Source organism: Caballeronia eucalypticola, from assembly GCF_047608185.1.
Taxonomy (GTDB): Bacteria; Pseudomonadota; Gammaproteobacteria; order Burkholderiales; family Burkholderiaceae; genus Caballeronia.
Genome location: NZ_JBLKRU010000055.1, coordinates 22,854 through 48,932 on the forward strand (window position 1 = coordinate 22,854; position 26,079 = coordinate 48,932).

Here is a 26,079-nt window from a genome sequence, read left to right on the forward strand (position 1 = left end):
GGCTCCATCGACATCATGATTTTCGCCGCTCTTTCATTTTTCGATGACCGGAATGAGCAAGCCATCTCGTCCCACCGTAAAGTTGAACCCACGCCAGACCACGTGTGATGAAAAGAAGCTCAACAAATAGACCGCGAACAACACGAGATCCCAGATCGGCAACAGCGCGACGCCTGCGGACGGATGCTTTAGCGCTCTATTCATCTGCACTTTCAGTGCGAATCGCGCGACGATCGCCGCGCCCACCGTGGTCCACGCCCAGACCTCACCGCCCGATACCACTACGCTCAGCAATGCAAACGCTAACGGATGCGTGAGTACGGAGCCAAGATGACCGGCAGGGTCGACGGTGCGAATCGTCCGGCTCCATCGCAGCTCGTGTGCTATGAATTCCGCTGCGCTTTTTTCCACGCACGCATGTGTCACCGCGAATGCGGGTACAACGACTTTTTCGCCCGCCAGTCGCACGGCTTCGCCAATGGCATGGTCTTCTGCCAAGTGATGCACGAACTGAGAGAATCCACCGATTTTTTCCAATGTCGTGCGGCGCATGGCGAGCGTCTGGCCGAAACAAGGACGCGCCATGCCTAACGCAAGACCGAGGACGACGCTGGGCAAAAACTGATAGTTGCTGGCATTCGCGGAAAGACCGCCCCAGAACCCTGAGTCCGGTTGCCCACGATACAAACATGTCACGAGGCCAACCCCGGGCTGATGCAACTCACCGATCACGCGCCGCAGGTAGTCGGGCTCAACTGCGACATCACTGTCCGCGAAAACGAGAATATCGTGACGCGCCTCGGGCAGCATGTTGAGGATATTGCTCATCTTCCGGTTCGGCCCATACAAGCGTGCGTCCGAAACCACGGTGATATCGGCATTGGGGAAAAGTGTGCGCACGCGGCGAACCACGTCGAGAGCGATATCGCGTGAGTCGTGCACGCCGAACAGAAACTGAATGGGACCGGAGTAATCCTGCTGACAGAACGAGATCAGGTTCTGCATCAACGCGAGTTCGGCGCCATGCAACGGCTTCACTATGGTCACCGCCGGGAACGCCGTTGTTTCAACGACAGGGCGCGCGAAGAAGCGCCGCACAAGCAACGTTGCTACTACGGTGTAGCTGATACCGAACGTTACGCATGAGGTGGTGATCCAGATCGCGGGACTTTGTACCCAATGCGCGAAGTCACCCGGCAAAAGAAACGCGAGCAATGCCGTGGACGAGAGAAGCGTGACCACGCAGGCGATCCAGATTTGATATTTCATCGCGCCAGCAATGGTCTTGCGCTGCTTTGATCCCCGCGCCTGCTCATGCTTTATGCGCTCTCAGGAAGCTGAAGAACTCGACACCTTCGCGCAAGCGCCGATGCATCATTTCCCAACTCACCAGCATTTCCCGCACGATTTCCCAGATCTTCGCGGGCCTGAAGTAGAAGCGCTTATAGAACTCTTCCACGCTGTGATAGATCTCTTCGCTCGACAGGTGAGGATAGCTAATTGCTGCAAGCTGAACGCCCGTGGAACTGACAAGGTTGATCACCTTGTTTTCCTTCATCCACCCGTTTTCTATCGCTTGCTTGTATAGCGTGGTCCCGGGATAGGGTGCGGCGAGCGACACTTGAATGGTGTGCGGATTAATCTCCTTCGCATATTCGATGGTCTTTTCAATCGTTTCGTGCGTTTCACCCGGCAGTCCCAGGATGAACGTGCCGTGGATCTTGATGTTGAGCTTGCGGCAATCCTCGCTGAATCGGCGTGCGATATCGGTTCGAAGGCCTTTTTTGATGTTCAGGAGAATCTGGTCGTCGCCGGACTCATAGCCGACCAACAGCAGTCGCAAACCATTCTCCTTCATGACCTTGAGCGTTGCATACGGGACGTTCGCTTTGGCGTTGCAGGACCAGGTCACACCCAGCTCGCCCATGCCGCGGGCAATCTCCTCGGCTCTCGGCTTGAAGTCGGTGAAGGTATCGTCGTCGAACATGATCTCCTTGACCTCGGGCATGTTGTCCCTGATCCACTTCACTTCCGCGAGCACATTGTCGACCGAGCGTGTGCGGTAGCGATGACCGCCAACGGTCTGCGGCCAGAGGCAGAACGTGCACTTCGATCGGCATCCACGTCCGGTGTAGATCGATACATACGGATGCTTGAGGTAGCCACTGAAATAGTTTTCGATCTTCAGATCGCGCTTGTAGACCGGCGCGACGAAAGGCAGCTCATCCATGTTTTCGAGGATGGGCCGCGCGTCGTTGTGCATGATCCCGCCATCGGGCAGGCGGTAGCTGAGGCCAGGAATGGATTCGAACGGCAAGCCTTGCGCGATATCCCGGCAGGTGAAGTCGAACTCTTCCCGGCACACAAAGTCGATCGCGTTGCTGGCGCCGAGCGAACCGTGCGGATCGACGGCGACCTTTGCACCGACCATTCCCACAAGAATCGCAGGCGTGCGTTGTTTCAGATGTTCGGCGAACAGGGCGTCGGTCGGGAACGAGGGTGTGCTCGTATGAATGACGACGAGCTCGTATTGTTCCGCGATGTCGAGCGTCGCCTCCACGGACAGGCCGTCCGCAGGAGCATCCAGTACGCGGCTATCTTCGATCAAGGCGGCAGGCTGGGCGAGCCAGGTGGGATACCAGAATGAACGGATTTCGCGCTTTGTCTGATAACGCGAACCTGCTCCGCCATCAAAGCCGTCGAATGAAGGTGCTTGAAGGAAAAGCGTTTTCATAAGTGCTCCGGGAGTTTGCCGGCGCAAGGCTGGCTCGTATCGCCCACGACCTGTCGCACGGGCGAGAATGCTTAGCATGGCTTGATGTTTGACGTGCGATCTTTGGGACTTTCTTGGGCGAGCTGGTTTCCCATGACACGACTGTTTGCAAGCGTAGTTGCATGCCGGAGGTCAGCATACTTGAACTATCTCGCCGATAACTTAGGGGCGTATTACGGTCCGCATCCAAACCGAAAGCCAAACGTCCGGCTGTTGTCACGTTGGCGTGAAAGCAAGGAATTCGGGATCAGCTTTTCCCGTGTGTATGTCAGATAGCTCATCATCAAAACTTGAGTTTGCCGACTGCCTTAAGCCCAAAAGCCGGTCGCATGTCGAGCCGAACCCACGGGTGTCGACGACAACATTAGTATCTTGGGTAGCCGCCGTGTCACGTCATTCGCCGAAGCACAAGGAATTGAAAACCCCGGTCGGGCACATCTGGCAAAGGCGCCGGAATGCGCTGGAGGCCAACGCTTCCCGGACCGGCGCATAGCGGCCATGACCGGCCGTTCGACGTCCGAGGCAAAATCGTCGACAATCGCCCAAGTGCAGTTGTCGCATCGCCGCGCCACTAGGTATGCATGAGGTTGACGTTTCCCCGGCGGCGCGAAACAAGCCCAACCGACACTGCAATCGAACTGAAAGCGCATAGCAGGCTGAGCCACGAGAGAAACCGTCATGACCGATCCCTTTAGAGGGGCTAGAAATGCAGCCGCTCCCCCCTTATGAGCAGCAGAAACTGGATGAGTTCTCGTTGCTGTACGCAACCGGCGTCGATGCCTACAAGCACACGAACTTCAGTTTTATTGCGATTGATGGGGCGGACGGTCTTGAGCTTGCTCAAGGCCACATCTATCATCGAGTTGGAAATCAATCGCTGCCGGAACTCGCTGTCAAAACACCATCCATATGCGGTTGTTCGTTACCCTTATCCAAACTCGGCATCGACTATCTGAGCTTGATCACGGCATTAAGAGGTGATGGCGTTGAGACGCCCATTGGTTGCCTACGATTTGGGCGCTACGCGCAACCTCACAGCAGTTTCTCGACCTATCTTGAGAAGTTTCCGCCGAATTTCTATACACCCGTCATCCATACATTGCGGCTGTCGATATCGACTGGCTCACACGTTTTCCAGAATCGTCTAACAGAATTCCAGAGCGATCTTCGCTCAGGAGCGATGCCATACGACTCAATCGTTGAGTTGGCGGGCGAATTGCATTTGTACCCTTTGAGGTGGGACGTTTGCTCTCTTGATGTCACGGCTGAAGGAGTCGTCGCCGTAGATCTGGGTCCGCGCGCGCGCATACAGAATGGTGTTGCCCATTTGGCTATTCGTGTTGCTAAAGACGTCGATCGTACGCAAGCAAGGCTCGGTTATCGAGTGCAAGCCCCAGTTGCGAAAGCGACAGAGCGAGGATCGTTCAATTCTAGCGATTTGACATGGTCAGATGACGGGGAGTATGTGGTCGTAGGCTCCGTCGATATCGAAGTGCCAAACGGATCAGTCATCCAGGGATTTGCGTCGTATAAAGGTCGTTGGATGCACCAGGGCTGGATTACCGACCCCGACAATACGGCGAATGTTCGTCGTTCGATGCATGAGGTATTCGATCCCGAGCTCGAGGGAACAAAGAAATCTTTATTTGATGCAAAATCACACAAGCAAGATGCTCGTGTGCTTGAAGCGGGTGTCGGCAACCTGATGTTCATGTACGGCTTCGCCGTCGATCCGCTCTCGAGCCATTTCACAACCGATGCTGCCGACCTACTTGCCGTCAGTCCAAATGGCAACATTGCGGTTATCGAATGCACAACAGGAGCGATCAATAACAATGGAAAGTTATCCAAGTTACTTGCCCGAGCGGCGGCTTTACTAGAAAAGCTAAAGCAGACAGGCAACCCCCATCTGAAAGTTCTGCCAGTCGTCGTTACAACAATGAAGCGCGAGGCTCTGACGGACGAAGAAATTGCATCTAGCAAGGGAATTTATGTTGTTACCTGCGAAGACCTTGAACGTTTAGCTAACGAAACCATCATTCCCAGAAACGCCGACCAGGCATTCGAGTCGCTGTGGTCCTTAGTTCACCCGCCTCAAGAACAGCTATTTCCCCGGCAATGACCGCTGCGCTTGAGTCCTGCGAACCCCCTTGAGGAGAACAGGGGCTTCGGGCGTGACCCCCCCAATGAAAATTGTAGCAACGGCCAACGTCCGTTTCGGGAAATTGAGAGAGACCGCTTCGCGTCGACTTCTGCTAGCCGCACCCAACCAGTTTCATCTGCCGCCCGCCCGCCAAATTTCACAAATTTACTTGACACCTAAACTATCGAGGCCTAAATTAAGCTGACCCTTCAGCCTGGAGCGCACAATGCGCATCGTTTGTATTGGTGGCGGCCCCGCGGGTCTGTACTTTGGCTTGCTGATGAAGAAGCAAAATCCCGCTCACGATGTGACGGTAGTGGAGCGAAATCGCCCCTACGACACCTTCGGCTGGGGCGTAGTGTTCTCCGACCAAACGCTCGGCAATCTGCAACGTGCGGACGAGGCGAGTGCGGCAGCCATTCTCGATGCATTCAATCACTGGGATGACATCGACATCCATATCAACGGCCGCACGCAGCGTTCCTCCGGACACGGTTTCTGCGGTATCGGCCGCAAGCGCCTGTTGAACATTCTTCAGGAGCGTGCCGAGGCGCTTGGCGTGAAGCTGGTGTTCGAAACGCAAGTGACTAGCGACGAAGCCTACGACGCCGACCTCATCATTGCGTGCGATGGCGCCAATAGCGTCGTACGCACCAAGTACGCGGCCACCTACAAACCCGACGTCGACTTGCGTGATTGCCGCTTCGTCTGGCTCGGTACTGACAAGCTCTTCGATGCCTTTACGTTCGCGTTCGAGAAGACCGAGTTCGGCTGGTTCCAGGCGCATGCGTATCGTTTCGACGACCACATGTCTACGTTTATCGTGGAAGCGCCCGAGCGGGTCTGGCGTGCAGCCGGCCTGGATGAAATGAGCAAGGAGGACGGCATCGCATTCTGCGAACGGCTCTTCGCCAGGTATCTCGATGGCCACGCGCTCAAGTCCAACGCGCAACATTTGCGCGGCTCATCACAATGGATCAGGTTTCCGCGCATCGTGAATGAAACGTGGGTGCATAACCGCACGAATGGCGATGGCAGCGTGACGCCCGTGGTCCTGATGGGCGATGCCGCGCACACGGCGCACTTCTCGATCGGCTCCGGCACCAAGCTCGCGCTTGAAGATGCAATCGAGCTGACGAACAGCATCGCGGCGCATCCGGGCGATCTTCCCGCCGCGCTCGAGCACTATACGGACGTACGCAGCGTCGGTGTCCTGCGCATCCAGAACGCCGCGCGCAATTCCACCGAATGGTTCGAAAACGTGGACCGTTATGCATCTTTCGAACCGGAGCAATTCGCTTATTCGTTGCTCACGCGCTCGCAGCGCATCTCTCATGAAAACCTGCGTTCACGCGATGCCGCGTATCTCGCCGAGTTTGAAAACTGGATCGCGCAGCGTTCGGGACTCGATATAGACAGCAGCAAGCGTTCCGTCCCGCCAATGTTTACACCCTTCACCGTGCGCGGCGTGACGTTGAAAAACCGCGTGGTGGTGTCTCCCATGGCCCAGTACTCGGCTGTCGATGGCATTGCGGGTGACTACCATTTGATGCATCTCGGCGCACGCGCCATGGGCGGTGCGGCACTGGTGATGACCGAGATGACCTGCGTCTCGCCGGAAGGCCGAATTACGCCGGGATGCCCTGGTTTGTACAACGACGCGCAACGTGACGCGTGGCGGCGTATTGTCGATTTCGTGCATCGTGAGAGCGATGCAAAGATCGGCATTCAGTTGGGTCATGCCGGCGCGAAGGCATCCACGCGCGTCAGTTGGGAAGGAATAGACAAGCCACTCGATGAGGGCAACTGGCCTGTCGTATCGGCATCCCGGCAACAGTATTTGAAAGGCATCAGCCAATGGTCGCGCGCTGCATCCACGGATGATCTGCAAGAGATCAAGGCGCAGTTCGTGCGCTCAACCGAGCTTGCGGTGAGCGCCGGTTTCGACTGGCTTGAACTGCACTGCGCTCACGGTTATCTGCTGTCCGGTTTTCTCTCTCCGCTTACCAATCAACGAGACGATGAATACGGTGGTTCGGCCGCAAACCGTCTGCGTTTTCCAATCGAAGTGTTCAACGCGATCCGTGCAGCGTGGCCCAAGGACAAGCCCATTTCGGTGCGTATCTCGGCGCACGATTGGGTGGAGGGCGGCATCACGCCGGACGACGCCGTGCTGATCGCACGAGCATTCAAGGAGGCAGGCGCGGACATGATCGATGTATCGTCGGGACAGGTGAGCAAGGCAGAGAAGCCGGTCTATGGCCGCATGTTCCAGACGCCTTTCTCGGATCGTGTGCGTAACGAAGCAGGCATTGCCACCATCGCGGTCGGGGCGATCTCGGAAGCGGACCACGTGAACAGCATCATCGCAGCGGGCCGCGCCGACCTTTGCGCGGTGGCGCGTCCGCATCTTGCCAATCCTTCGTGGACGCTCGATCAGGCCGCGAAGATTGGTTACGTCGATATCACCTGGCCCAAGCAATATTTCGCCGCAAAGTCGCAACTCGAGCGCGGTTATGAACGCGAGCGCGCGCAGCATGCGGAGGGCGAAGCATGAACCCGGGCATGAACACGAATACGAAACCACTCACAGGCGAGCACGCGGTGGTCACAGGCGGTGGCAGCGGTATTGGCGCTGCCGTAGCGCATGTGCTGGTGAGCGCGGGCGCGCAGGTCACGCTGATGGGCCGGGATGCGACCCGGCTCGCCTATCAGGCTGAAGTCCTGAGCGAAGCAGGAACCGTGCATGTGCAGAGCGTCGATGTCACGTCCGCCGATTCCGTCGCTGCTGCGTTTGCTGCTGCGCGCGAACATGGGTTTATCGACATCCTCGTCAATAACGCCGGACAAGCCGAAGCGGCGCCGTTCACAAAGACCGATCTGGCGCTGTGGAAACGCATGCTCGATGTGAATCTGACCGGCGTGTTTCTCTGCACGCAAGAAGTTCTACCGGCAATGCTTGAGCGTCGCAGCGGGCGCATTGTCAACGTAGCGAGTACGGCGGGTCAGGTCGGTTATGCGTACGTTGCCGCCTATTGTGCGGCCAAGCATGGCGTGATCGGGATGACGCGTTCGCTGGCGCTGGAAGTTGCCACGCGTGGTGTGACCGTCAACGCCGTGTGTCCCGGTTATACGGAAACAGGTCTGCTCGAACAGTCGATAGAAAAGATCGTTGCGCAGACCGGACGTAGCGAGAACGAGGCACGCGAAGCACTGCTGCGATCGAATCCGCAACGTCGCTTCGTGACGCCGGATGAAGTCGCCAGCTCCGCGTTATGGCTGTGCTTGCCGGAGTCACGATCGATTACCGGTCAGACCATTTCCATTTCAGGTGGAGAAGTAATGTGAACAAGCCCGCTGCCCGCACGGTTAAAACTGCCGCGCCCGAAAAGGCCAAGGCCGCCGGCAACGTCGTCGACCTTGAGATGAGCACCGGTGTCGACAGTCACATGGGACTGCGCTTATGGCTGCGCATGCTGACCACCACCAATCTTGTGCAGGCCGAACTGCGCCGCCGCCTGCGCGCCGAATTCGACACCACGCTGCCGCGCTTCGACATGATGGCGCAACTCGAGCGCCATCCTGAAGGCCTGAAGATGAACGAGCTGTCGCGACGTCTCATGGTCACCGGTGGCAACGTGACAGGTCTCACGGATCAGTTGGAAAAGGAAGGATTTGTCGTGCGCGATACCGATCCGAATGACCGCCGTTCGTTTGCCGTGCGCCTCACCGCGCGTGGCCGCGAGTCGTTCGATCGCATGGCGCGCGCACATGAACAATGGGTCGTCGAATTGTTCGGCGGCTTGCCGCTGGCGGACAAGGCACGCATGCATCAGAAGCTCGGCAAGCTCAAGCAGCACTTGCGCGAGCGCACGGATTCCTGAAGCCTGGCGACCCACACAAATACGGAGACGTTCGATGAACGGACAGTTGATGAACGACGGAACCACCGCGCTTTTTGCCGGTAACCGCACCACACTTGGCGACTATCGCGCGAAGCACTTTGGCTGGGCCGTAGAGCAAGGCGTTGGCACGATCACGCTTGATCGGCCCGAGCGCAAGAATCCGCTGACGTTCGAATCGTATGCGGAATTGCGCGACCTGTTCCGCCAGCTTGCTTACGCCACCGATGTTAAGAGCATCGTGATCCATGGTGCCGGAGGCAACTTCTGCTCAGGTGGCGACGTGCACGACATCATCGCACCGCTCGTCGATCTACCCATGCCCGAGCTGCTCATGTTCACGCGCATGACGGGCGACCTTGTCAAGGCGATGCGCCATTGCCCGCAACCGATTATTGCAGCCGTTGATGGCATCTGCGCGGGCGCGGGCGCGATCCTCGCGATGGCTTCGGACATGCGCCTGGGCACTGCGCGAAGCAAGCTCGCGTTCCTGTTCACTCGTGTGGGGCTGGCGGGTTGCGACATGGGCGCATGCGCGATCCTGCCGCGCATCATTGGTCAGGGAAGGGCGGCCGAACTGCTTTTCACCGGACGTTCCGCGAGTGGCGACGAAGGTTTAGCGTGGGGCTTTTATAACCGTCTATGCGAACCCCACGACGTTCTGCGCGAAGCGCAATCGCTCGCGTTCGATCTTGCATCGGGACCCACCTTCGCGCATGGCATCACGAAGAAGATGCTGCACCAGGAGTGGAGCATGAGCATTGACGACGCTATCGAATCCGAAGCGCAGGCTCAGGCAATCTGCATGGCGACGAATGATTTCGGGCGCGCGTATCGCGCATTCGCTGCGAAGACGCGGCCCGTGTTCGAGGGAGACTGAGTTGGCCAATCCTCAAACATCATCTCCCGCTTTCCACGATGCCCTCGCTTGGCCGTTCTTCGAAGAACGGCATCGTGAACTCGGCGCGCGTGTTGACGCGTGGGCATCGGAACATCTCGGTGATACGCATGCCAATCATTCGAACGTCGATGCAATCTGCCGTCGTCTTGTACGTGAACTCGGCGCGGCTGGCTGGTTGCGTTATGGCATTGGCGGCACGGCTTACGGCGGACACGGCGACACCATCGACGCGCGCGCCGTTTGCCTGCTGCGCGAAACGCTTGCACGCCACAGTGGTCTAGCGGACTTCGCGCTTGCGATGCAAGGACTTGGATCGGGCGCCATTTCGCTTGCCGGCAACGAAGCGCAAAAGCAGCGCTATTTACCGCGGGTGGCAAGCGGCGAGGCTATTGCGGCGTTTGCGTTGACGGAACCGGACGCCGGCTCTGACGTCGCGGCGCTCGCGCTCAGCGCGCGCGAGGACGGTGATTCTTATGTGCTCGACGGCGAGAAGACGTGGATCTCAAACGGTGGCATCGCGGACTTTTACGTGGTGTTTGCGCGTACCGGCGAGGCGGCGGGCTCACGTGGTATCAGTGCGTTTATCGTCGATGCCGATACCCCAGGACTGCGCATCGCCGAGCGCCTCGATGTGATCGCGCCGCATCCCTTAGCGCGCCTTTCGTTCGAAAACGCGCGTGTGCCGCGTACCGCTTTACTGGGAAATCGCGGCGAGGGTTTCAAGCTTGCAATGCGCACGCTCGACATCTTTCGGACGTCCGTTGCGGCGGCGTCGCTTGGCTTCGCGCGGCGAGCCATGAGCGAAGGGATCGAACGTGCCGCGTCGCGCAAGATGTTCGGGCAGACGCTCGGCGATTTTCAATTGACGCAGGCGAAGCTGGCGCACATGGCGCTCACTATTGACAGCTCCGCGTTGCTTGTTTATCGGGCCGCGTGGATGCGCGATTCCGGTAAATCGGTCACGCGTGAAGCTGCATTAGCGAAGTGGCATGCGAGCGAGGGCGCTCAGCAGGTTATCGATGCGGCCGTGCAATTGTGGGGCGGCAGCGGCGTGCAAAGCGGTGCGGTGGTCGAGCAACTGTATCGGGAGATCCGCGCGCTGCGCATCTATGAAGGCGCGACCGAAGTGCAGCAATTAATTGTCGGCCGCGATCTGCTCAAGGCGCATGCCGCGAGGAACGCGTGATGGAAACATCGACCCATTTCGAGCGGCCGGTGCGCATTCGTTTTTCGCATTGCGACCCCGCCGGCATCGTATTTTTCCCGCAGTACCTCGTAATGACCAATGCGCTTGTCGAGGACTGGTTCAACGAAGCACTCCACATCGACTACGCGGCGATGATTAGTAAGCGCCGCGTCGGCCTGCCGATCGTGAAGCTCGATTGCACGTTTTCAAGGCCAAGTCAGATGGGCGACACGCTCGTGCTGTCGCTGACGCTTGATCGGATTGGTGCTCGTTCTGTCGGCATTGTGATTGACGCACAGTCGCATGGCGAAACGCGCTTTCTTGCGCGTCAGGTGCTGGTGACAACGTCGCTTGAATCCGGGGTGTCGATCGATATTCCCGACGACATCCGTGCCGCGTTGACACGCTTCAACCCTTCGTCGCTTGCCGAAGTAAAAGACGAAGCTAAAGACGAACTCAAGGAAACGCGGTCATGAAAAAAGCATTGCTCCCAGCCGGCTGGGTCAAGCCGCGCGGATACGCAAATGGTGTTGCCGCGCGCGGCACGCAGGTCTTCATAGCAGGACAGATTGGCTGGGACGCACAAGGCCAGTTCCAGAGCAGGGACTTCGCAGCACAAGCGCGCCAGGCGCTGGCCAACATAGTCGCGGTGCTCGACTCGGCAGGCGGGCGTCCGGAACATCTTGTGCGTTTAACCTGGTACGTGATCGACAAGCGTGAATACGTCGCTGCGCTGAGGGACGTGGGCAGTGCGTTTCGGGAACTGATCGGCAATTACGACATTGCGATGAGCGCCGTGCAAGTGGTCGCGCTCATTGAAGACGAAGCGAAGGTGGAGATCGAAGCCACCGCCGTTATTCCGGATTGACTAACGCCGCTTGTCTTGTCGTTTAGCTAGTCGCTTACTTCGTTGTACTCGGAGCTCATCATGGAATCATCGGCTCACGTCGATACGTTTTCCCGCGACAACCTGCCGCCGTCCAGCGAGTGGCCGGAGTTTCTGCTCGACAACCCCGACGTCTCTTATCCGGCGCGCCTGAATTGCGCGGTCGAATTGCTCGACCGGATCATCGATGACCATCCGGAGCGCGAGCAGGGCGCGCGACCCGCGATATGGTCCGACGTCGACGGCGCTCCGTACGCGACCACGTATGGCGAATTGCGCACGCGCGTGAACCGGACCGCGCACGTGCTGACTGGAGCGATGGGACTGGTGCCGGGTAACCGAATCTTGCTGCGCGGACCGAACACGCTGCACATGGCGATCGCCTGGCTTGCGTCGTTGAAGGCGGGGCTCGTGGTGGTGCCCACCATGCCGCTTTTGCGTGCCAAGGAACTGAAGCAGATCATCGATAAAGCGCAGGTTTCGGCGGCGCTATGCGACGCGCGCCTGGTCGATGAGCTCAAGCAATGCAGTGATCCATCGAGCGCATACTTTTGCGAAAGCCTGCTGCAAACAAGGCTCTTTCACGACGATGGCCTCGATTCCGTCGATACTATCGCCGCGCTTCAACCTGCCGAATACACGGCGGTCGATACCGCTGCGGACGACGTCTGCCTGATCGCGTTCACCAGCGGCACAACAGGAATGCCGAAGGGCTGCATGCATTTTCATCGCGACGTGATGGCGATGTGCGACCTGTTTCCGCGCCATATCCTCAAGCCCACTGCCGACGACATATTCTGCGGCACGCCGCCGCTCGCGTTCACCTTTGGGCTGGGCGGCTTGTTGTGCTTTCCGTTACGCGCAGGCGCATCGACGGTATTGATCGAGAAGTTGGCGCCGGAGACGCTGTTGCAAGTGGTCGAGCGTTTTCGCGCAACCATCATGTTCACGGCGCCGACGTTTTATCGGCAAATGGCGGGACTTGTTTCGCGTTTTGATTTATCGACGCTCAGAAAAAGCGTCTCGGCGGGCGAGGCGTTGCCCGACGCCACACGCAAGCTTTGGCGGCAAGCCACGGGTTTGCAAATGATCGACGGCATTGGCAGCACTGAAATGATCCACATCTTTGTCTCGACCGCCGAAGCGCAGGCGCGCGACCGGGCGATCGGGCGCGCGGTGCCGGGCTACGTGGTGCAGGCCGTGGATGACAATATGCAGCCCGTTCCCGTTGGCGAGGTCGGCATGCTCGCGGTCAAAGGTCCGACCGGTTGCCATTATCTGAGTGATCCGCGGCAGGGTAGATTTGTCCGCGATGGATGGAATCTTCCGGGCGATTCAGTGTGTATCGATGCCGATGGTTACGTTTATTATCAGTCCCGGGCCGACGACATGATCATCTCGGCGGGCTATAACATTTCGGGGCCCGAAGTAGAAAGCGCGCTGCTGTTAAATGAAGCGGTGGCGGAGTGCGGCGTGGTTAGCGTGGCCGACGACGAGCGCGGACAAATTGCCAAGGCATTTGTTGTTCTTCGCGCAGGATTTGTAGCGAGTGACGCGCTGGTGGTCCAGTTGCAGACCTTCGTAAAGGAACAGATCGCACCGTATAAGTATCCGCGCGCGATCGAGTTTATTGACGCATTGCCTCGCACCGAGACGGGCAAGCTGAAGCGGTTTGCATTGCGGGCACTGGCGGCGTCCTGATGTGAGCGGGTGAGCGAACGCCGGGCACTCTACGCGGCCGGCGACACCGAAGCGTCCATCTCCACGAGCAGCTCGATGATCAAATCCTCGTGGTCTCTGATGTGCGACGAGCTATCCAGGTCTGCAATGGGCTCGCTCATCCGGTCACCAAACAACATGACCGCCTTCGACTGGTTATCCTGCTTCGATACCCAGACAAGACCTTGCGCGTCCGGATATTGCGCCCAGAACCACGCCGCCCATTCACGCGTGCGGGGGTAGTCCAGCTTGTCGTCATCGAACAGATCCGAATGCTTCAGACCGGCCGCCCGCAAACCGGTCGAGGTGAGGTTGACCAAACGGAGCTCCTGCACTTCGATCGAGCTCATGTGAAGGTTCGAGACGAGATCACGCTCAATATCGTGTATGTATCCTGACGCCGGAACCGGCACGTCGTGCAGGACGGTCTCCATGATGGCGCCGCGCTTTGTGCTAGCTGCGTAGATGGTAGGAATGACGTCACCTGAGTCCGGTCTTCTTAGCGGACTGAAGCGGGCATTTCCGCGCCCCGAGTCATTAAAGGCGGCGGCTGTGTATTTTCCTGTACGCGGGTCGAGATCATGGACGCGATACCAGATACCGGATGGCACACGGAGCAGTGGAAACGGCTTTTGCGGCGGAGGCTTCAGTCGGCTAACCATGCACCGGTCCCACAACCTGATCCCGGGCCGCTTCCACCACGGCTTTCGGGTCAGTCCCGAGAACCTCGCGAGGCCGCTTGCCACGCAGCATGCTGCTGGTCGACTCGAACCACGACGCGATCCTGAACGGGCGGTAGCCCTGGAAAATCTTCAACACCTCGGCCACTTCGGAAACCGGATTTCCGAATTCATCGAAGATGTACTTTGGGTACAGAGTCACGCCCTTGTGCTCGATGAAGAACACCTTGCCTTCCTTCTTCCAGCGACTGGCGACCGCATGCTGGTTCGTCGCGTCAGGATTCTGCCGCTGTCCGACTTCCTGCGCCGTGAGCCACTCGGTACCGGATAGCACGGCCTCAATGGCCTTGCGCTCGAGATCCGCTCTTGCCGGTGACAGACGGCGTACAGGCGTTGCATCGAAAAGGTCTTGCAGCGCGCTTCGCTCTTGCTCGTTGATGATCATACGGACGCGTTGAGCCAGCATGAACTCGGTCCACGAATCCCCCGCGTGCTCTGGTAATAAACCGATCCTGGGTCCGCCGGGCCGAGGTTCGCCGATCTGCTCAAGGATGATCCGCGCCGCGGCGCGCGTAGCGTCCAGCTTCAGGACAATGAGCTCCAGTTCGTGCAGATCGTTTTCAGGCAGCTCGCGCTGCGCGAAGGCAGATTGACGCGCTGTCGGCGTTTCGCGGTTTTTTTTGCCCGCCGTTGAAGGCTGACGATGCGCACCCTGGGCTCTTGCCATGATTCCTCCGCCGTTGTGGAGAATTGTGAGTAGGTAAATATACATCACAATTCTCACAACAGCAATCTGGCGGGACACGACGCTGCCGCTGCGCCGGGGATCTGCGATGTGTTTGACCTGCCGCCTGCTGAAGTGTTTTTAAGTAATCAATTGAATCGGTCAATTCTCTATGACTGGCATAAATCGGCGTTTGCCGTTCCGTCAATCACGTCGAATTAATTCACGCTTATGACGTCGAATCAGGATTGGGAATTTATTTTTGATTTTTTATCGATGCATTTTAGAATATTTCATCATACGATTAGGTATGGCGATATTTTTGCGGTATGCGCAAAGTAACTACCGGAGGGTTTCGGGATTCGAGCCTTATAGCGTAAGGATTACTTGGCATATGCCTTCTAGCACTACATTGACCGTGCCGATTCTCTTAATTCCATAAGTGCCCCGTTTAATTTTTACGTTTAACCCAATCAAGCGCCGACCCACGGGTCGCGGGGCTTAGGGGTGTTATCGCCTGCGCATTCTGCATCTGGATTAGGCGAACATTACGAGACCAATTTTCATGTTAAAAAAGCGCATTCGTGCGGTATTTGCCGCCGCTGTATTGATCGCGGCAATTGTGCCGGAGTGTCAGGCGCAATACACCACTGACTGGGTTGCGAACACATACGGAACGAATTCCACTTATGTCGGTAATGGCGCCCGCTCCATATGGGTTGCGCCCGAGGGGACTATTTATACCGCTTCCCTCTGGGACGAAAACGAAGGCGGCGTTGCTATCTACGGCAATCGCCAGAACATGGGGTCCATCGGAATTCATAACGAATTCCAGGGCAGCGCCATTACGGGTAACGCAACTTCGATTTTTGCCGCCTTGCAATATGACAGGACCAACGGCAGCGGCTGGGTAGGGCGATATAACCGAACCAGTAAAACACGCGAGCTTTCCATCCCCGTCAGTGCGACAACGACCCAGACGCGGGGTGATGTCGTGACCGGACTCGCGACATCGGGCTCCCTTCTTTATGCGAGCGACTTCCCTGGAAATCGCGTCCGCGTCTTTACCACCGACGGTGTCTGGCAAAGCGATATCAACGTGGCAGCGCCCGGAGCGCTCGCCGTGGACAGCGCCGGCAACGTCTGGGTCGCGCAGCAGAACGCCGGCACGATCGTCGAGTTCAGCGCGGCCGGCGCAGCGTTGAACACGATCCAGATGCCCGCCACGTCCCGCCCGAGCGCGTTGTATTTCGATCCAACGGCTGGACAGCTTCTGGTCGGCGACGAAGGGCCCGACATGAACATCAAGATCTATCAGACCGCGGCGAGCACGGGTCAGCCAACGCAGGTCGGCACGTTCGGCATTCAGGGCGGGTATCTGGACACGACTACGGGCATCAAGGGCCAGGTCGGGGACAAGCGCTTCACCCGCGTTGCCGGCATTGGCAAGGACGCCACCGGCAATCTGTATGTCCTCAACAACCCGTGGGGTGGAACGTGGGATCTTGGCCGCAACGGCACTACCGACATCCACGCCTACGACAGTTCAGGCACCTTGCAGTGGACGCTTCAGGCGTTAAACTTTGAAGGCAACGGCGCACCCGACCCCGCGACAGACGGCGCCAATTTCTACGGCGGCTTCAATATCTACACGGGCGGCGCGGGCGGAACGTTCGTGGCGAACACGGTCGATCCGATCGACTATCCGTCCGATCCACGCATCGATATGAGCGACACCCAGCGCGGCGAGCACTTCGCGCAAATTGCCACGGTCGGCGCAAACCGGATCATGGTGGCGGCCGGCCAGAATCCGGGAATTTTTTACTTCTTCCACTTCAACGCGGCCAATGGCTACATCGCCATCCCCGATGGATCTTTACCCGGCACGGCGTTCAATGCCACTGCATTGATCACGGGAGGATTTTGTCTCGACAGCAACGGAAACATCTGGGCCGGCCCGGACCGCACGAACCGCATTTACTACTATCCGTTGACCGGTTTTGACGCCGACGGCAAACCGAGCTGGGGAGCGGGCGTTGCATATGCCACGCCGAGGTCCATCTGGCCGATGACGCGGATCATCTACCTCCCGGAGAGCGACACCATGATCCTGGCGCAAGGCATAGTCGGAAGTACAGACTGGACCTCGATAGGAACACGGGTCGAGGTGTATCACGGCTGGCTTGCAGGTAACCAGCGCGCACCGAATCCGGTGATCAACCTGACCAGCCCCAATCCGAAATCGATCACGGCCGCCGGCAACTATCTGTTCGTCGGGTATGTAGGAACCGTGCCTAACATTGACGCCTTCAATCTCTCCACGGGTAACCTGGACACGACCTTCACCAATAGCAACCCCGCTGCCGTGGATGTAGGCAATAACGTCGATTCAATGTATGGCCTGAGGTCATATCTGCGGTCGACCGGCGAGTACGTGGTCACGAAGGACAACTACAACCAGTCCAATCTCATTGTTTATCGATGGACGCCGGGGTCGTAGCTGTATTTGACGGCGAGCTTCGTTGAATGATCAGTGAATGCTTAGCCCTGCGAATTTACTTCGCTTGCATTCCGGCATGAGAACCATCGCCGCGTTGTCCTCGGCTCTTGCGCGACGTCCGCTGTCTCGCGCCACCACCGCTGACCGCGGTGCGGCGCGGCCAGGTCAAGCCGCTCTCCCATGCGCGGCGTCGTGAGCAGAATGCCACTTGCGGCGGCGAGCCCCGTCACGCGCTCGAACGGATCCTGCCAGCGATGCATCGCGAGATCGAACGTGCCGTTGTGGATCGGCATCAGCCAGTCGCCGCGCAGATCGAGATGGGCCTGCACGGTTTGGTCAGGCTGCATGTGCACGTACGGCCATTGGGCGTCGTAGGCACCCGTCTCGATCATCGTTACGTTGAATGGACCCAGCCGTTCGCCGATCGTCCTGAAGCCGTCGAAGTAGCCTGTATCGCCGCTGAAGAACACGCGCAGATCGGCGTCGACGATAACCCACGATGCCCACAAGGTGCTGTTGCCATCGAAGAGGCTGCGGCCCGAGAAATGCTGCGAAGGCGTTGCCGTGAAAGTGATGCCGTCGATCTCAACGCCTTGCCACCAGTCGAACTGACGAACCTTCGACGCGTCGATGCCCCATTCGATGAGCCGATCGCCCACGCCGAGCGGCGTCAAAAAGATGCCCGTGGTGTTCGCGAGCGCAAGGACCGTCTCGCGGTCCAGATGGTCGTAATGGTCGTGGGACAGAATCACGCCACGCAGCGGCGGCAGGTCAGCGAGCGCAATGGGCGGGGCATGAAAGCGTTTTGGACCAAACCGTTTGAACGGCGACGCACGTTCGGCGAAGACCGGATCGGTCAGCCAGAATTGACCCCGCAGCTTGAGCAACATGGTTGAATGCCCGAGGCGAAACAAGCTGCGATCCGGCGCCGCGTCAAGCTGTTCGCGCGTCAGCGCATCGACAGGCAGAGGGCTTGATGGCACAGTACCGGCGGGTTTCTTGAACAACAGATTCCATGCAATGCCCAGGGTCTTTCCGATTCCTTCCACGGGACGAGGGCTGACATTACGGAAGCGCTCGCCATTGTGCTGCGTTGACGAGTCAAATGATTCGCGGCCGCGTTGCGCCGCTGTTAGCCCCAAGGCACGGCGGATAGAACCGGTGAACGATGTCATGTAATGGCGTCCCAATTTCGAAAGTAGGGAAAGTAGACTGCACAGTGTAGTTTATCGTAGAAAAAAGTAAACTACCTGGTGTAAAATTTATCGATGAATACGACTGCCGACTCCACCACCAACCTGCCACGTCTCACCGATCGCAAGCGCGCCGCTGTGATCGCTGCGGCTATTGAAGAATTTCTCGCCGCGGGTTTCGACGCCACCAGCATGGACCGCGTTGCAGCCCGCGCGGGCGTATCGAAGCGCACGGTCTACAACCATTTTCCAAGCAAGGAAGCGCTGTTCGCAGTCATCCTGCGGCAGTTGTGGGACTCGAGTGATACGGGCGAGGCGCCTGCTTATTCCAACTCGCAGCCGTTGCGCGCGCAGTTGCTGCAATTGCTGCTTAAAAAGCTGAGTCTTTTAAATAACGAGGCTTTCTTGTCGCTCGCGCGCGTCGCAATAGCGGCGGGCATTCATTCGCCGGAGCGTGCGCGCGACATGGTGGCGCGCATGGGTGAGCGCGAAGAAGACCTGACCGTATGGATTCGCGCAGCGACTGCCGATGGCCGGCTCAAGACATCGGACCCCGTGTTCGCTTCGCTGCAATTGCAGGCTCTCGTCAAGGCGTTTGCTTTCTGGCCGCAAGTGACAATGGGGCAGTCTCCGTTAAGCAAGCGTGAACAAAAGCAAGTAGCGGAATCCGCCGCTGACATGTTTCTTGCGCGCTATGCATGAGGTGCGCGATGAGCTTAGCGCTTGGTAAACGAGCCTCGTAAACTCCGGTTACGGCGCCTCAACAATTCCCCCATGGAGTTCACGCAAGTGACACCGCATTTAACTATCGTGGTGATGCTCATTCCTATTGTGGATTGAGCCCCGTTGCAAATACCGGAGACTTCCATGAGCGATCAACACGAAGTTCATCACCATCATCACGAAGCAGCCAAGCACCTCGATTCGGCCGCGAAGCATCATCGCGAAGCAGCCAAGCACGCCGAAGCAGGCGACCACGAGAGTGCAAGCCACCATGCTCACCTGGCGCATGGTCACGGGTTGCATGCGGGCGAGCACGCTGAACACGCAGCCAAGAAGGCAGCGCATTTGCACAGCGGCCACTGATTGATTTGGTTTGGATCAGATGTTTCGGACAACGCACGAGGTTCGAGTGCGTTGTCCGGATGCAGTCACTTGTCTACGATTAGTGATTGATGCTTGCATGCGCTGCTACTTGATTGATTGAACCTGTGCCTGACTCAACTCCCACGTGTGCGGTGGCAGCGGAATGAAGTGCACCGTATCGAGGTAGGCCTCATTGGTCTCGGACGGCACGATCGACCAGAGCAAGAACCTGCGCAGCGCGGCCGCAGTGGTGGCGTCAGGTTGCTTCGTCGAAACAACCGCGTACTCGTAATTGACGAGCGGATACGAGCCCGATGCCGGCGCGAACACCAGGCTCAAGCGTTCATCAGCCGGCGTGCGCGGACCCAGTGAAGCGGCGCCTGCCGTGATCGCGTCTTTGCTTGGCGTAACAAATTCGCCCGCTCCATTCTTGAGCGCGGTGGTGCCGAGATGCGCAGCGGTCAGCTTGTCAGTAAAACTAACGCCGACATAACCAATCGAATAAGGCGTTGTCTGCAGCGCCTGCAGCATGCCCGCGTTGCCCGTTGCAGTCGCACTACCCGGCACGCTCGGCCACGAGATCGACGTGCCATATCCCTGGTTGTTTTCCCAATTCGGCGTCGAGAATGACAGGAACTGGGTGAACACGAAGGTATCTCCGGAGCCCTCGGCGCGATGGATCGGCACGATCGGGTTATGCGGCAACGCTACGCCTGGATTGAGTGCGGCGATCGGCGGCGCATCCCAGTTGCGAATCTCGCCCGTGTAGATGCCGGCGAGCACCGGCCCGTCCATCTTGAGGTGCGTCGTGTTGAGACCGGGCACGTTGTAGTTGACCGTCTGCGCGGCAATGGCCAGCGGGACGTTGATGATCTGCGGGTGTTGCCGCATGTCGGCGTCGGTCATATAGGCGTCCGAAGCACCTATCTGGACCTTCCCAGCGAGCACTTGCTGGATGCCGGCCTCGGAGCCTGTCTCGCCCACCGTAATATGAACGCCGGGATGAGTCTTCGTGTACTCGGCCACCCATGTGATGAAGAGCGGATACATCAAGGTCGAGCCGGTTTCGCTCAATGTGAGGTCCTGTGCATTGGCCAATGCGCTCGTCATCAAGCCGAACGCAGCCATGCACAGCGGCAGGGCTGCGAACCGGTGCGGGCGCATCCGCCGTGCCGTGTTTTTATGTTGCTTAGTCATGCACGTCTCCGTCGCGATACGGGGAAACCATCTCTTGTGTGGGGAACATCGTGGCGGTCTGTGAGCGCGTGCCTGTTGTTAGATCTATCGTCCAATGTCGTCAAGGCTCACGCCGTTTGTCTCGATGCGGAAGATCCACGTCACCACGGCGCCGAGAATCGATGTGCCCACGAGAATGTAGAGAAGCGGACCGGTGCCAATGCCCGTGAGCAGAATGGGAAACAGGAACGCAGTCGCGACCGCGCCGATCTTGCCGACAGCCGCCGCGAACCCGGCTCCGGTGCCGCGTATGGCCGTTGGAAACACTTCGCCTGCGAGCAGATAGGTTTGTGCATTCGGGCCCAGGTTGGTCATGAAATTGAAGAGCATGAAGCCGGCGAAAATCACCACCGTCTTCGTCGATCCTTCAAATCCATCGGATAACGAAGCAATCAGGAGGCCTGCCGCGCAACCGATAAAACCAATCACTTGCAGCCAGATCCGTCCGACCTTGTCCGCGAGGATGACCGCGAAGATGATGCCGACAATCAGCAGCAGGGTAATGAGGGCTGAGCCCTTGGCCGCAAGTATGTCGTTCAGTATCAGGTCGCTGATGCTTCGGACATGGTCAGGTTTGCTGCCGAACGCTGCTGCGAGAATGGTCGGCGTGAAGATGCCGATGCCGTACGTGCCGAGATCCTGCAGGAACCACGGTACCGAGGCCAGGATGGTGGCGCGCAGGTTACGCCGCGCGAACAGCGCGGCAAAGCTCTTGTTGCCGCCGTGGCCTGTGGCGGCCATTTCCAGTTCGCGCGACAGCGCAATACTTGTCGGGTACTGCGGGCTGCGCACTAGCAATCGCTGCGCAGCGGCTTCCGCGCGGTCGACCGCGCCGCGAATATGCAGCCAGCTCGGGCTTTCCGTGATGTAGAAGCGGCCGATGGTTACCGCTAGCGCCGGGATGATCGCGGTGCCGTACATCCAGCGCCATGAATCGAGTGTCGGGATGGTCGAGAGCACCAGGAAGCCCACGGCCGTGCCGCCGAGCGCGCCCAACGCCTGGAAGCCGAACGCTGCCAGCACGAGCTTGCCCCGACTGCTGCTAGGGATGCTTTCGGAGATGATCATGTGCGCGGTCGGGTAATCACAACCGAGCGCCACGCCAAGTCCAAAAAGGCAGATCACGAGCGATGTGAAGTTGGTGCAAAGAACGAGCAGCACTAGGAACGCCACGAAGATGATCATCTCCACGATGAACATCCGTTTACGCCCGAAGTAGTCGGACATGCCCCCCAGTCCCACCGCTCCGACCAGGATGCCCATCAGGCTCGCGGCGCTGATGAAACCGTTCTGCGCCGCACTGATGCCGAACTCGCGCGAGATCAGCGGGAGTGCGACCCCCGTCATGAAAACGACGAACCCTTCGAAGAACTTTCCCGCTGCGGCCAGCGCCCAGATGCGCCATTGCATCGCGGTCATGGGCACCGATGGGAGGCGTGTCCCGTCGGGCCACATCGGATGTTCATCGATGTACTGCTGGACCGACTTCACACCGTTGCTCTGTAACCTGTCGGAATCTGCCACATCATGCATGTCTCGCTCCTGGTGCGATTGCGGCTATTGTTTTCGATGGCGATAAGACGCTGGAGAGTAGTTACTCGCGGGCGTAGTCGCTTAACTGAGGCTTAGTTGAGGCTTAGCACATGCACCATGTCGCCTTCGATGGTCGAAGCGAATCCTTCGCAGAGAATGTGCGATGCCAGATGGCCATCGTGACGGGGGCAGGTGTCGTGCAGATGACAAGAGCGGACCGGCAGCGGACCTATAGTTGACGGGGTTTGTAAGCTTGCTGCAGAGAAGAAGAAAGGCTGATGCGTTCGCATGCGGCTTTCATGGCGCTTGCTTACTTAAGTATTCCTGATTTCTTTCAATAAGCTTCTGATGCGGGAGTTTTGTCTAGGTAATCTGCTTGTATGGATTGCCCCGCAAGGGATCATTCTTGCGGGGCAAAATGCAGTGTCGACACACTCTGCAGGCGACGCACGCAACAAGCCGTTGCGTGGTCAGCGATCACCCAGCCGAGGGTGATTCTTCCTTCGAAGCCTGCGGATCGCGATCCGCGAGGTCTTCAAGCATGGACGCGGATGGAACAAAGAACAGGCCGCCCGTGACCGCGCGGCTGTAATCGAGAAGCCGGTCGTAATTGCCCGGAGGGCGTCCAACAAACATGTTCTCGAGCATCTGCTCGATGGGTTCAGGCGCACTCGCATAACCAATAAAGTACGTCCCGAACTCACCCGCGCCTGGACGGCCGAATGCCATGTTGTGACGCAGGATCTTCACTTCCTTGCCGTCCTTCTCGATGGTCGTTAGCGAGCTATGCGAAGACGAGGGTTTGACTCCATCGGCGAGCTCGACATCGGACAATTTCCTGCGGCCGATAATACGTTCCTGCGCCTCGACTGGCAGTGATTCCCAAGCCACCATGTCGTGCAGATACTTCTGCACCATCACATAGCTGCCACCCGCAAATGCCGGATCCTGATCGCTGATGAGGGCGAACTCGACTGCCTCGCGGCCGCTCGGGTTTTCCGTGCCATCGACAAAACCCACCATGTCGCGCAGGTCGAAATAGCGAAAGCCATGGACTTCATCGACGACCGAGACCGCGTCGCGCAGGCGCTCCATCAACAGGGAAGCGAGCTCAAAGCAGAGATCCATATGGTCCGCGCGGATGTGCAGCAGGATATCGCCCGGCGTCCCGATAGCGCTGCGCATGCCCTCGCCAAACTCGCGGAAGGCGTGAAGATTCGCAGGACGTGGCGCACCGAAAAGCGTGTCCCAGCCGTCTGAGCCAAAACCGCAGACGCACGAGAGGTTGGCCGTAGGCGCGCGAGTACCGACCGCACGAACCAGAGCGGCGACGTCAGCGCATAACGCGCGTACCGTGCTCGCGCTGTCGGGACCGGCTTTAAACGTGGCGACCAGGAAGATCGCGCTGCGGGAGATGGAATCGCAAACGGCTTGGGGCTCTGGAATGTCGGTGGGCATCGGATGAATATTCTCGATTTGTCAGGGAGTCCGGCAAGAGCGAGCGGGGGTGCTTTGCTAATGCCAAGACTCCGTTGCGGAATGTTTTGACAAGGTTAGTCAATTCTCGGGATCGACGCGAGTGGGAAGGCGGATTTTCTGCTTAGCGTTCAGCGTCTCGGGTCAGGCGCCGCGCTTTTGTAAGGCTCTGGAAATAGCAGAATCCGCGCTGGTCGGTAGCTGCATTCCTTCGTCGAACCTCGTTGTACGAGATAAAATCATCCTGTTAAAGTGACTACATTATTCAGGTATACGTCTAACAGGTTGCACATGCCCCACGAGAACGAGAGCTCACGCGCGAACGACAATCGGCTCGGCAGCTATCTGAAGAACCGGCGGACGAAGCTCGATCCCGCGACCTTCGGTTTCTCCGGTAGCCGGCGGCGGACGGCGGGATTGCGCCGGGAAGAGGTGGCGCAGCGCGCGAATATCAGTGCAGCCTGGTACACGTGGCTTGAGCAGGGGCGCGGCGGTAATCCGTCGGCGGAGGTGCTGGACCGTATCGCGAGCGCGCTGATGCTGACTGAAGTCGAGCGCGAACACGTGTTCCTGCTCGGCCTTGGTCATCCGCCTGAGGTCCGCTATCGCGGCGGTGACGCGATCACGCCACGGTTGCAGCGCCTGCTCGAGGCGCTGCCCTATAGCCCGGCGATCGTCAGGACGGCGACGTGGGACGTGGTTGCCTGGAACCGGGCGGCGGCGGCCGTGCTCACCGACTACGGCAGCCTGCCACCCAAGCAACGCAACATTCTGCGCATGATCTTCTGCGATCCGCGCGTGCGTGCTGCGCAGTTCGATTGGGAAAGCGTAGCCCGCTTCGTGGTGAGCGCCTTCCGAATCGATGCCACCCGCGCAGCCGCTGACGCTGAAGTGGCGCCGCTTATCGATGAACTGTGCCGGTCCAGTCCCGAGTTCGCCGCCATGTGGCAGGACAACGAGGTGCAGACTCACGGCGAAGGGGTCAAGCACTTGCGCCACCCGGTGCTCGGGCCGATCTCGCTGGAATACTCGTCCTTCGCGGTCGATGGGCGGCCGGATCTTCAAATGATTGTCTACAACCCGGCGACACCGGTCGATCAGGAACGGCTCAGGTCCTTGATCGAAATAGCGCCCGTGATGGCAGCGGAATGAATTCCTGGCGTTCGATATTGCTTTCGCGCGATTGTCAGAAGACCTGGTTGCGGTAGTCCTTGACAGCAATGAGGGCGATTTCGTAATCGAGGCTGCATGCCTCTATCGCCTGGGCCCTTTCATGATTTCCGACTCCATTGCGGCATGCCATTCCTCGCTCGCCTCGATGGAATCCATCTCTTCCTCAACGGATCCCATAGCGCGCTCGGCGGCCGCTTTTGTCTCGTCTGCCGAGGTGTCTAACTCGTCGAATTCGTCGTTCTCGTCGCCCGGGGGTTGCAACATGTCCTTAAGCATTGCACTTAGCTCCAACGTGTCCCAAGGCAAGCCACGCTGCGTCTGCAATTTAATGTAATGCCTCACTTCCGCGTTCTGCTCAGGAGTGAGGGGCAAGCCCCGAAAAGTGGTGTCAGGGTCAAGGTCTGTCATGGTTTCCTCCGACGGGCGGCTTGGTCTGCAGTGTAGCGCGACATGCAGAGGGTCCAACAATTCAAACGTTGCTGGCACGGCGGCGACACTCGACGGGATTGATTACATCGTCGACACCCACCCATTAGCGGACCAAGTGTCAAGTGAACAAACAACACCCTCGGCTGCCTAAGCGGCCGATATCGATTCCACTGACCGAATGCAGTAGCCGATCGCACCCGTTTCTTCAATTCATGGCTGCGACGGATCGCGCCAGACACCCATCAGGCTCAAGCGATCGGCGTACATCAATTGCCTCTCGCCCTGGTGGCTTCGCCACCCCAGAAGAACATTGGTGCCGCAACGCGTCCATCAGGTTTGCACAATACTTGTGGTTGCCAAACCTCCGGCACCAATCCAGAACTGGCTCGCGTTGCGGGCGATCCGCTTTGCTGCGCTTCGGGGGACGGCGGCACGGCATCCCATTCAATTGGGTGGCTTCTAGCCAGTCGACGATTAGGGCTTGCCGGTCGCCGTCGTAACTCTTATGCGAAGCAGCGGGTCACATCAAATGGCTTTCG

Annotated in this window: 22 protein-coding genes; 13 read left to right on the forward strand and 9 right to left on the reverse strand. The window is 58.5% G+C overall.

Features of this window, described 5'->3' with window-relative positions:
• Positions 1 to 33: 33 nt before the first annotated feature.
• Together hpnI and hpnJ are read right to left on the reverse strand one after the other, a co-directional pair.
• Positions 34 to 1,269 (reverse strand): bacteriohopanetetrol glucosamine biosynthesis glycosyltransferase HpnI, encoded by a 1,236-nt coding sequence (hpnI, locus tag ACMX25_RS35435; protein ID WP_414954541.1) that lies wholly within the window; start codon positions 1,267 to 1,269, stop codon positions 34 to 36.
• A gap of 43 nt (positions 1,270 to 1,312) precedes the next feature.
• Positions 1,313 to 2,734 carry a hopanoid biosynthesis associated radical SAM protein HpnJ gene (hpnJ, locus tag ACMX25_RS35440; protein WP_414954542.1) on the reverse strand — a complete coding sequence of 474 codons (1,422 nt, stop codon included), beginning with the start codon at positions 2,732 to 2,734 and terminating at the stop codon, positions 1,313 to 1,315.
• Between the two features lie 745 nt (positions 2,735 to 3,479).
• Here hpnJ and ACMX25_RS35445 point away from each other — a divergent pair.
• From ACMX25_RS35445 to ACMX25_RS35485, 9 genes are all read left to right on the forward strand, one after another.
• Entirely contained in the window at positions 3,480 to 4,895 is a 1,416-nt protein-coding gene (locus tag ACMX25_RS35445) for a hypothetical protein (RefSeq protein WP_414954543.1), read from the forward strand.
• Positions 4,896 to 5,142: 247 nt separating this feature from the next.
• Positions 5,143 to 7,473, forward strand: coding sequence for a bifunctional salicylyl-CoA 5-hydroxylase/oxidoreductase (locus ACMX25_RS35450; protein ID WP_414954544.1), 2,331 nt, complete (start codon positions 5,143 to 5,145; stop codon positions 7,471 to 7,473).
• Positions 7,474 to 7,481: 8 nt separating this feature from the next.
• Positions 7,482 to 8,264, forward strand: a complete 783-nt coding sequence (locus ACMX25_RS35455; RefSeq protein WP_414954545.1) for an SDR family NAD(P)-dependent oxidoreductase — start codon at positions 7,482 to 7,484, stop codon at positions 8,262 to 8,264.
• On the forward strand, positions 8,261 to 8,800 hold the full coding sequence (locus tag ACMX25_RS35460; RefSeq protein WP_414954546.1) for a MarR family winged helix-turn-helix transcriptional regulator: 540 nt from the start codon (positions 8,261 to 8,263) through the stop codon (positions 8,798 to 8,800). Before ACMX25_RS35455 ends, ACMX25_RS35460 begins: the two co-directional genes overlap by 4 nt.
• 34 nt (positions 8,801 to 8,834) lie before the next feature.
• On the forward strand, positions 8,835 to 9,698 hold the full coding sequence (locus ACMX25_RS35465) for an enoyl-CoA hydratase family protein (RefSeq protein WP_414954547.1): 864 nt from the start codon (positions 8,835 to 8,837) through the stop codon (positions 9,696 to 9,698).
• Position 9,699: 1 nt separating this feature from the next.
• Positions 9,700 to 10,905: an acyl-CoA dehydrogenase family protein gene (locus ACMX25_RS35470; RefSeq protein ID WP_414954548.1), complete on the forward strand. Its 1,206-nt coding sequence runs from the start codon at positions 9,700 to 9,702 to the stop codon at positions 10,903 to 10,905.
• Positions 10,905 to 11,381 (forward strand): acyl-CoA thioesterase, encoded by a 477-nt coding sequence (locus ACMX25_RS35475; RefSeq protein ID WP_414954549.1) that lies wholly within the window; start codon positions 10,905 to 10,907, stop codon positions 11,379 to 11,381. The genes ACMX25_RS35470 and ACMX25_RS35475 overlap by 1 nt, the downstream gene beginning before the upstream one ends.
• A complete protein-coding gene (locus ACMX25_RS35480; protein WP_414954550.1) occupies positions 11,378 to 11,773 on the forward strand; it encodes a RidA family protein in 396 nt (131 codons plus the stop codon). The genes ACMX25_RS35475 and ACMX25_RS35480 overlap by 4 nt, the downstream gene beginning before the upstream one ends.
• A gap of 60 nt (positions 11,774 to 11,833) precedes the next feature.
• Positions 11,834 to 13,492 carry an AMP-binding protein gene (locus ACMX25_RS35485; protein ID WP_414954551.1) on the forward strand — a complete coding sequence of 553 codons (1,659 nt, stop codon included), beginning with the start codon at positions 11,834 to 11,836 and terminating at the stop codon, positions 13,490 to 13,492.
• Between the two features lie 29 nt (positions 13,493 to 13,521).
• On the opposite strand, the gene ACMX25_RS35490 is transcribed toward ACMX25_RS35485, so the two are convergent.
• Positions 13,522 to 14,172 (reverse strand): RES family NAD+ phosphorylase, encoded by a 651-nt coding sequence (locus ACMX25_RS35490; RefSeq protein ID WP_414954552.1) that lies wholly within the window; start codon positions 14,170 to 14,172, stop codon positions 13,522 to 13,524.
• Entirely contained in the window at positions 14,165 to 14,917 is a 753-nt protein-coding gene (locus tag ACMX25_RS35495; RefSeq protein WP_414954553.1) for a hypothetical protein, read from the reverse strand. Before ACMX25_RS35495 ends, ACMX25_RS35490 begins: the two co-directional genes overlap by 8 nt.
• A gap of 562 nt (positions 14,918 to 15,479) precedes the next feature.
• Between ACMX25_RS35495 and ACMX25_RS35500 the strand changes: the two genes are divergently transcribed.
• A complete protein-coding gene (locus ACMX25_RS35500) occupies positions 15,480 to 17,414 on the forward strand; it encodes an SMP-30/gluconolactonase/LRE family protein (RefSeq protein ID WP_414954554.1) in 1,935 nt (644 codons plus the stop codon).
• A gap of 41 nt (positions 17,415 to 17,455) precedes the next feature.
• Here ACMX25_RS35500 and ACMX25_RS35505 read toward each other — a convergent pair whose 3' ends face one another.
• Positions 17,456 to 18,589 (reverse strand): MBL fold metallo-hydrolase, encoded by a 1,134-nt coding sequence (locus tag ACMX25_RS35505; RefSeq protein ID WP_414954555.1) that lies wholly within the window; start codon positions 18,587 to 18,589, stop codon positions 17,456 to 17,458.
• A gap of 93 nt (positions 18,590 to 18,682) precedes the next feature.
• On the opposite strand from ACMX25_RS35505, the gene ACMX25_RS35510 reads away from it, so the two are divergent.
• Together ACMX25_RS35510 and ACMX25_RS35515 are read left to right on the forward strand one after the other, a co-directional pair.
• Positions 18,683 to 19,309: a TetR/AcrR family transcriptional regulator gene (locus ACMX25_RS35510; protein ID WP_414954556.1), complete on the forward strand. Its 627-nt coding sequence runs from the start codon at positions 18,683 to 18,685 to the stop codon at positions 19,307 to 19,309.
• Positions 19,310 to 19,474: 165 nt separating this feature from the next.
• Positions 19,475 to 19,693 carry a hypothetical protein gene (locus tag ACMX25_RS35515; protein ID WP_075583274.1) on the forward strand — a complete coding sequence of 73 codons (219 nt, stop codon included), beginning with the start codon at positions 19,475 to 19,477 and terminating at the stop codon, positions 19,691 to 19,693.
• Between the two features lie 105 nt (positions 19,694 to 19,798).
• Here ACMX25_RS35515 and pstS read toward each other — a convergent pair whose 3' ends face one another.
• From pstS to ACMX25_RS35530, 3 genes are all read right to left on the reverse strand, one after another.
• A complete protein-coding gene (pstS, locus tag ACMX25_RS35520; RefSeq protein WP_414954557.1) occupies positions 19,799 to 20,890 on the reverse strand; it encodes a phosphate ABC transporter substrate-binding protein PstS in 1,092 nt (363 codons plus the stop codon).
• 84 nt (positions 20,891 to 20,974) lie between these two features.
• Positions 20,975 to 22,462, reverse strand: coding sequence for an MFS transporter (locus ACMX25_RS35525; protein ID WP_414954558.1), 1,488 nt, complete (start codon positions 22,460 to 22,462; stop codon positions 20,975 to 20,977).
• Between the two features lie 477 nt (positions 22,463 to 22,939).
• A complete protein-coding gene (locus ACMX25_RS35530) occupies positions 22,940 to 23,920 on the reverse strand; it encodes a Dyp-type peroxidase (RefSeq protein ID WP_414954559.1) in 981 nt (326 codons plus the stop codon).
• Positions 23,921 to 24,229: 309 nt separating this feature from the next.
• Between ACMX25_RS35530 and ACMX25_RS35535 the strand changes: the two genes are divergently transcribed.
• Entirely contained in the window at positions 24,230 to 25,090 is an 861-nt protein-coding gene (locus ACMX25_RS35535; RefSeq protein ID WP_414954560.1) for a helix-turn-helix transcriptional regulator, read from the forward strand.
• A gap of 102 nt (positions 25,091 to 25,192) precedes the next feature.
• Here ACMX25_RS35535 and ACMX25_RS35540 read toward each other — a convergent pair whose 3' ends face one another.
• Positions 25,193 to 25,519, reverse strand: coding sequence for a hypothetical protein (locus ACMX25_RS35540; protein ID WP_414954561.1), 327 nt, complete (start codon positions 25,517 to 25,519; stop codon positions 25,193 to 25,195).
• Positions 25,520 to 26,079 lie beyond the last annotated feature (560 nt).

Bases quoted from the DNA above. Each gene is read 5' to 3' on its own strand.
- ACMX25_RS35495 (WP_414954553.1), bottom strand. From the start codon at position 14,917: ATGGCAAGAGCCCAGGGTGCGCATCGTCAGCCTTCAACGGCGGGCAAA.
- hpnI (WP_414954541.1), bottom strand. From the start codon at position 1,269: ATGAAATATCAAATCTGGATCGCCTGCGTGGTCACGCTTCTCTCGTCC.
- hpnJ (WP_414954542.1), bottom strand. From the start codon at position 2,734: ATGAAAACGCTTTTCCTTCAAGCACCTTCATTCGACGGCTTTGATGGC.
- ACMX25_RS35485 (WP_414954551.1), top strand. From the start codon at position 11,834: ATGGAATCATCGGCTCACGTCGATACGTTTTCCCGCGACAACCTGCCG.
- ACMX25_RS35490 (WP_414954552.1), bottom strand. From the start codon at position 14,172: ATGGTTAGCCGACTGAAGCCTCCGCCGCAAAAGCCGTTTCCACTGCTC.
- ACMX25_RS35540 (WP_414954561.1), bottom strand. From the start codon at position 25,519: ATGACAGACCTTGACCCTGACACCACTTTTCGGGGCTTGCCCCTCACT.
- ACMX25_RS35480 (WP_414954550.1), top strand. From the start codon at position 11,378: ATGAAAAAAGCATTGCTCCCAGCCGGCTGGGTCAAGCCGCGCGGATAC.
- ACMX25_RS35455 (WP_414954545.1), top strand. From the start codon at position 7,482: ATGAACACGAATACGAAACCACTCACAGGCGAGCACGCGGTGGTCACA.
- pstS (WP_414954557.1), bottom strand. From the start codon at position 20,890: ATGACTAAGCAACATAAAAACACGGCACGGCGGATGCGCCCGCACCGG.
- ACMX25_RS35450 (WP_414954544.1), top strand. From the start codon at position 5,143: ATGCGCATCGTTTGTATTGGTGGCGGCCCCGCGGGTCTGTACTTTGGC.
- ACMX25_RS35525 (WP_414954558.1), bottom strand. From the start codon at position 22,462: ATGCATGATGTGGCAGATTCCGACAGGTTACAGAGCAACGGTGTGAAG.
- ACMX25_RS35445 (WP_414954543.1), top strand. From the start codon at position 3,480: ATGCAGCCGCTCCCCCCTTATGAGCAGCAGAAACTGGATGAGTTCTCG.
- ACMX25_RS35505 (WP_414954555.1), bottom strand. From the start codon at position 18,589: ATGACATCGTTCACCGGTTCTATCCGCCGTGCCTTGGGGCTAACAGCG.
- ACMX25_RS35515 (WP_075583274.1), top strand. From the start codon at position 19,475: ATGAGCGATCAACACGAAGTTCATCACCATCATCACGAAGCAGCCAAG.
- ACMX25_RS35510 (WP_414954556.1), top strand. From the start codon at position 18,683: ATGAATACGACTGCCGACTCCACCACCAACCTGCCACGTCTCACCGAT.
- ACMX25_RS35535 (WP_414954560.1), top strand. From the start codon at position 24,230: ATGCCCCACGAGAACGAGAGCTCACGCGCGAACGACAATCGGCTCGGC.
- ACMX25_RS35530 (WP_414954559.1), bottom strand. From the start codon at position 23,920: ATGCCCACCGACATTCCAGAGCCCCAAGCCGTTTGCGATTCCATCTCC.
- ACMX25_RS35500 (WP_414954554.1), top strand. From the start codon at position 15,480: ATGTTAAAAAAGCGCATTCGTGCGGTATTTGCCGCCGCTGTATTGATC.
- ACMX25_RS35475 (WP_414954549.1), top strand. From the start codon at position 10,905: ATGGAAACATCGACCCATTTCGAGCGGCCGGTGCGCATTCGTTTTTCG.
- ACMX25_RS35465 (WP_414954547.1), top strand. From the start codon at position 8,835: ATGAACGGACAGTTGATGAACGACGGAACCACCGCGCTTTTTGCCGGT.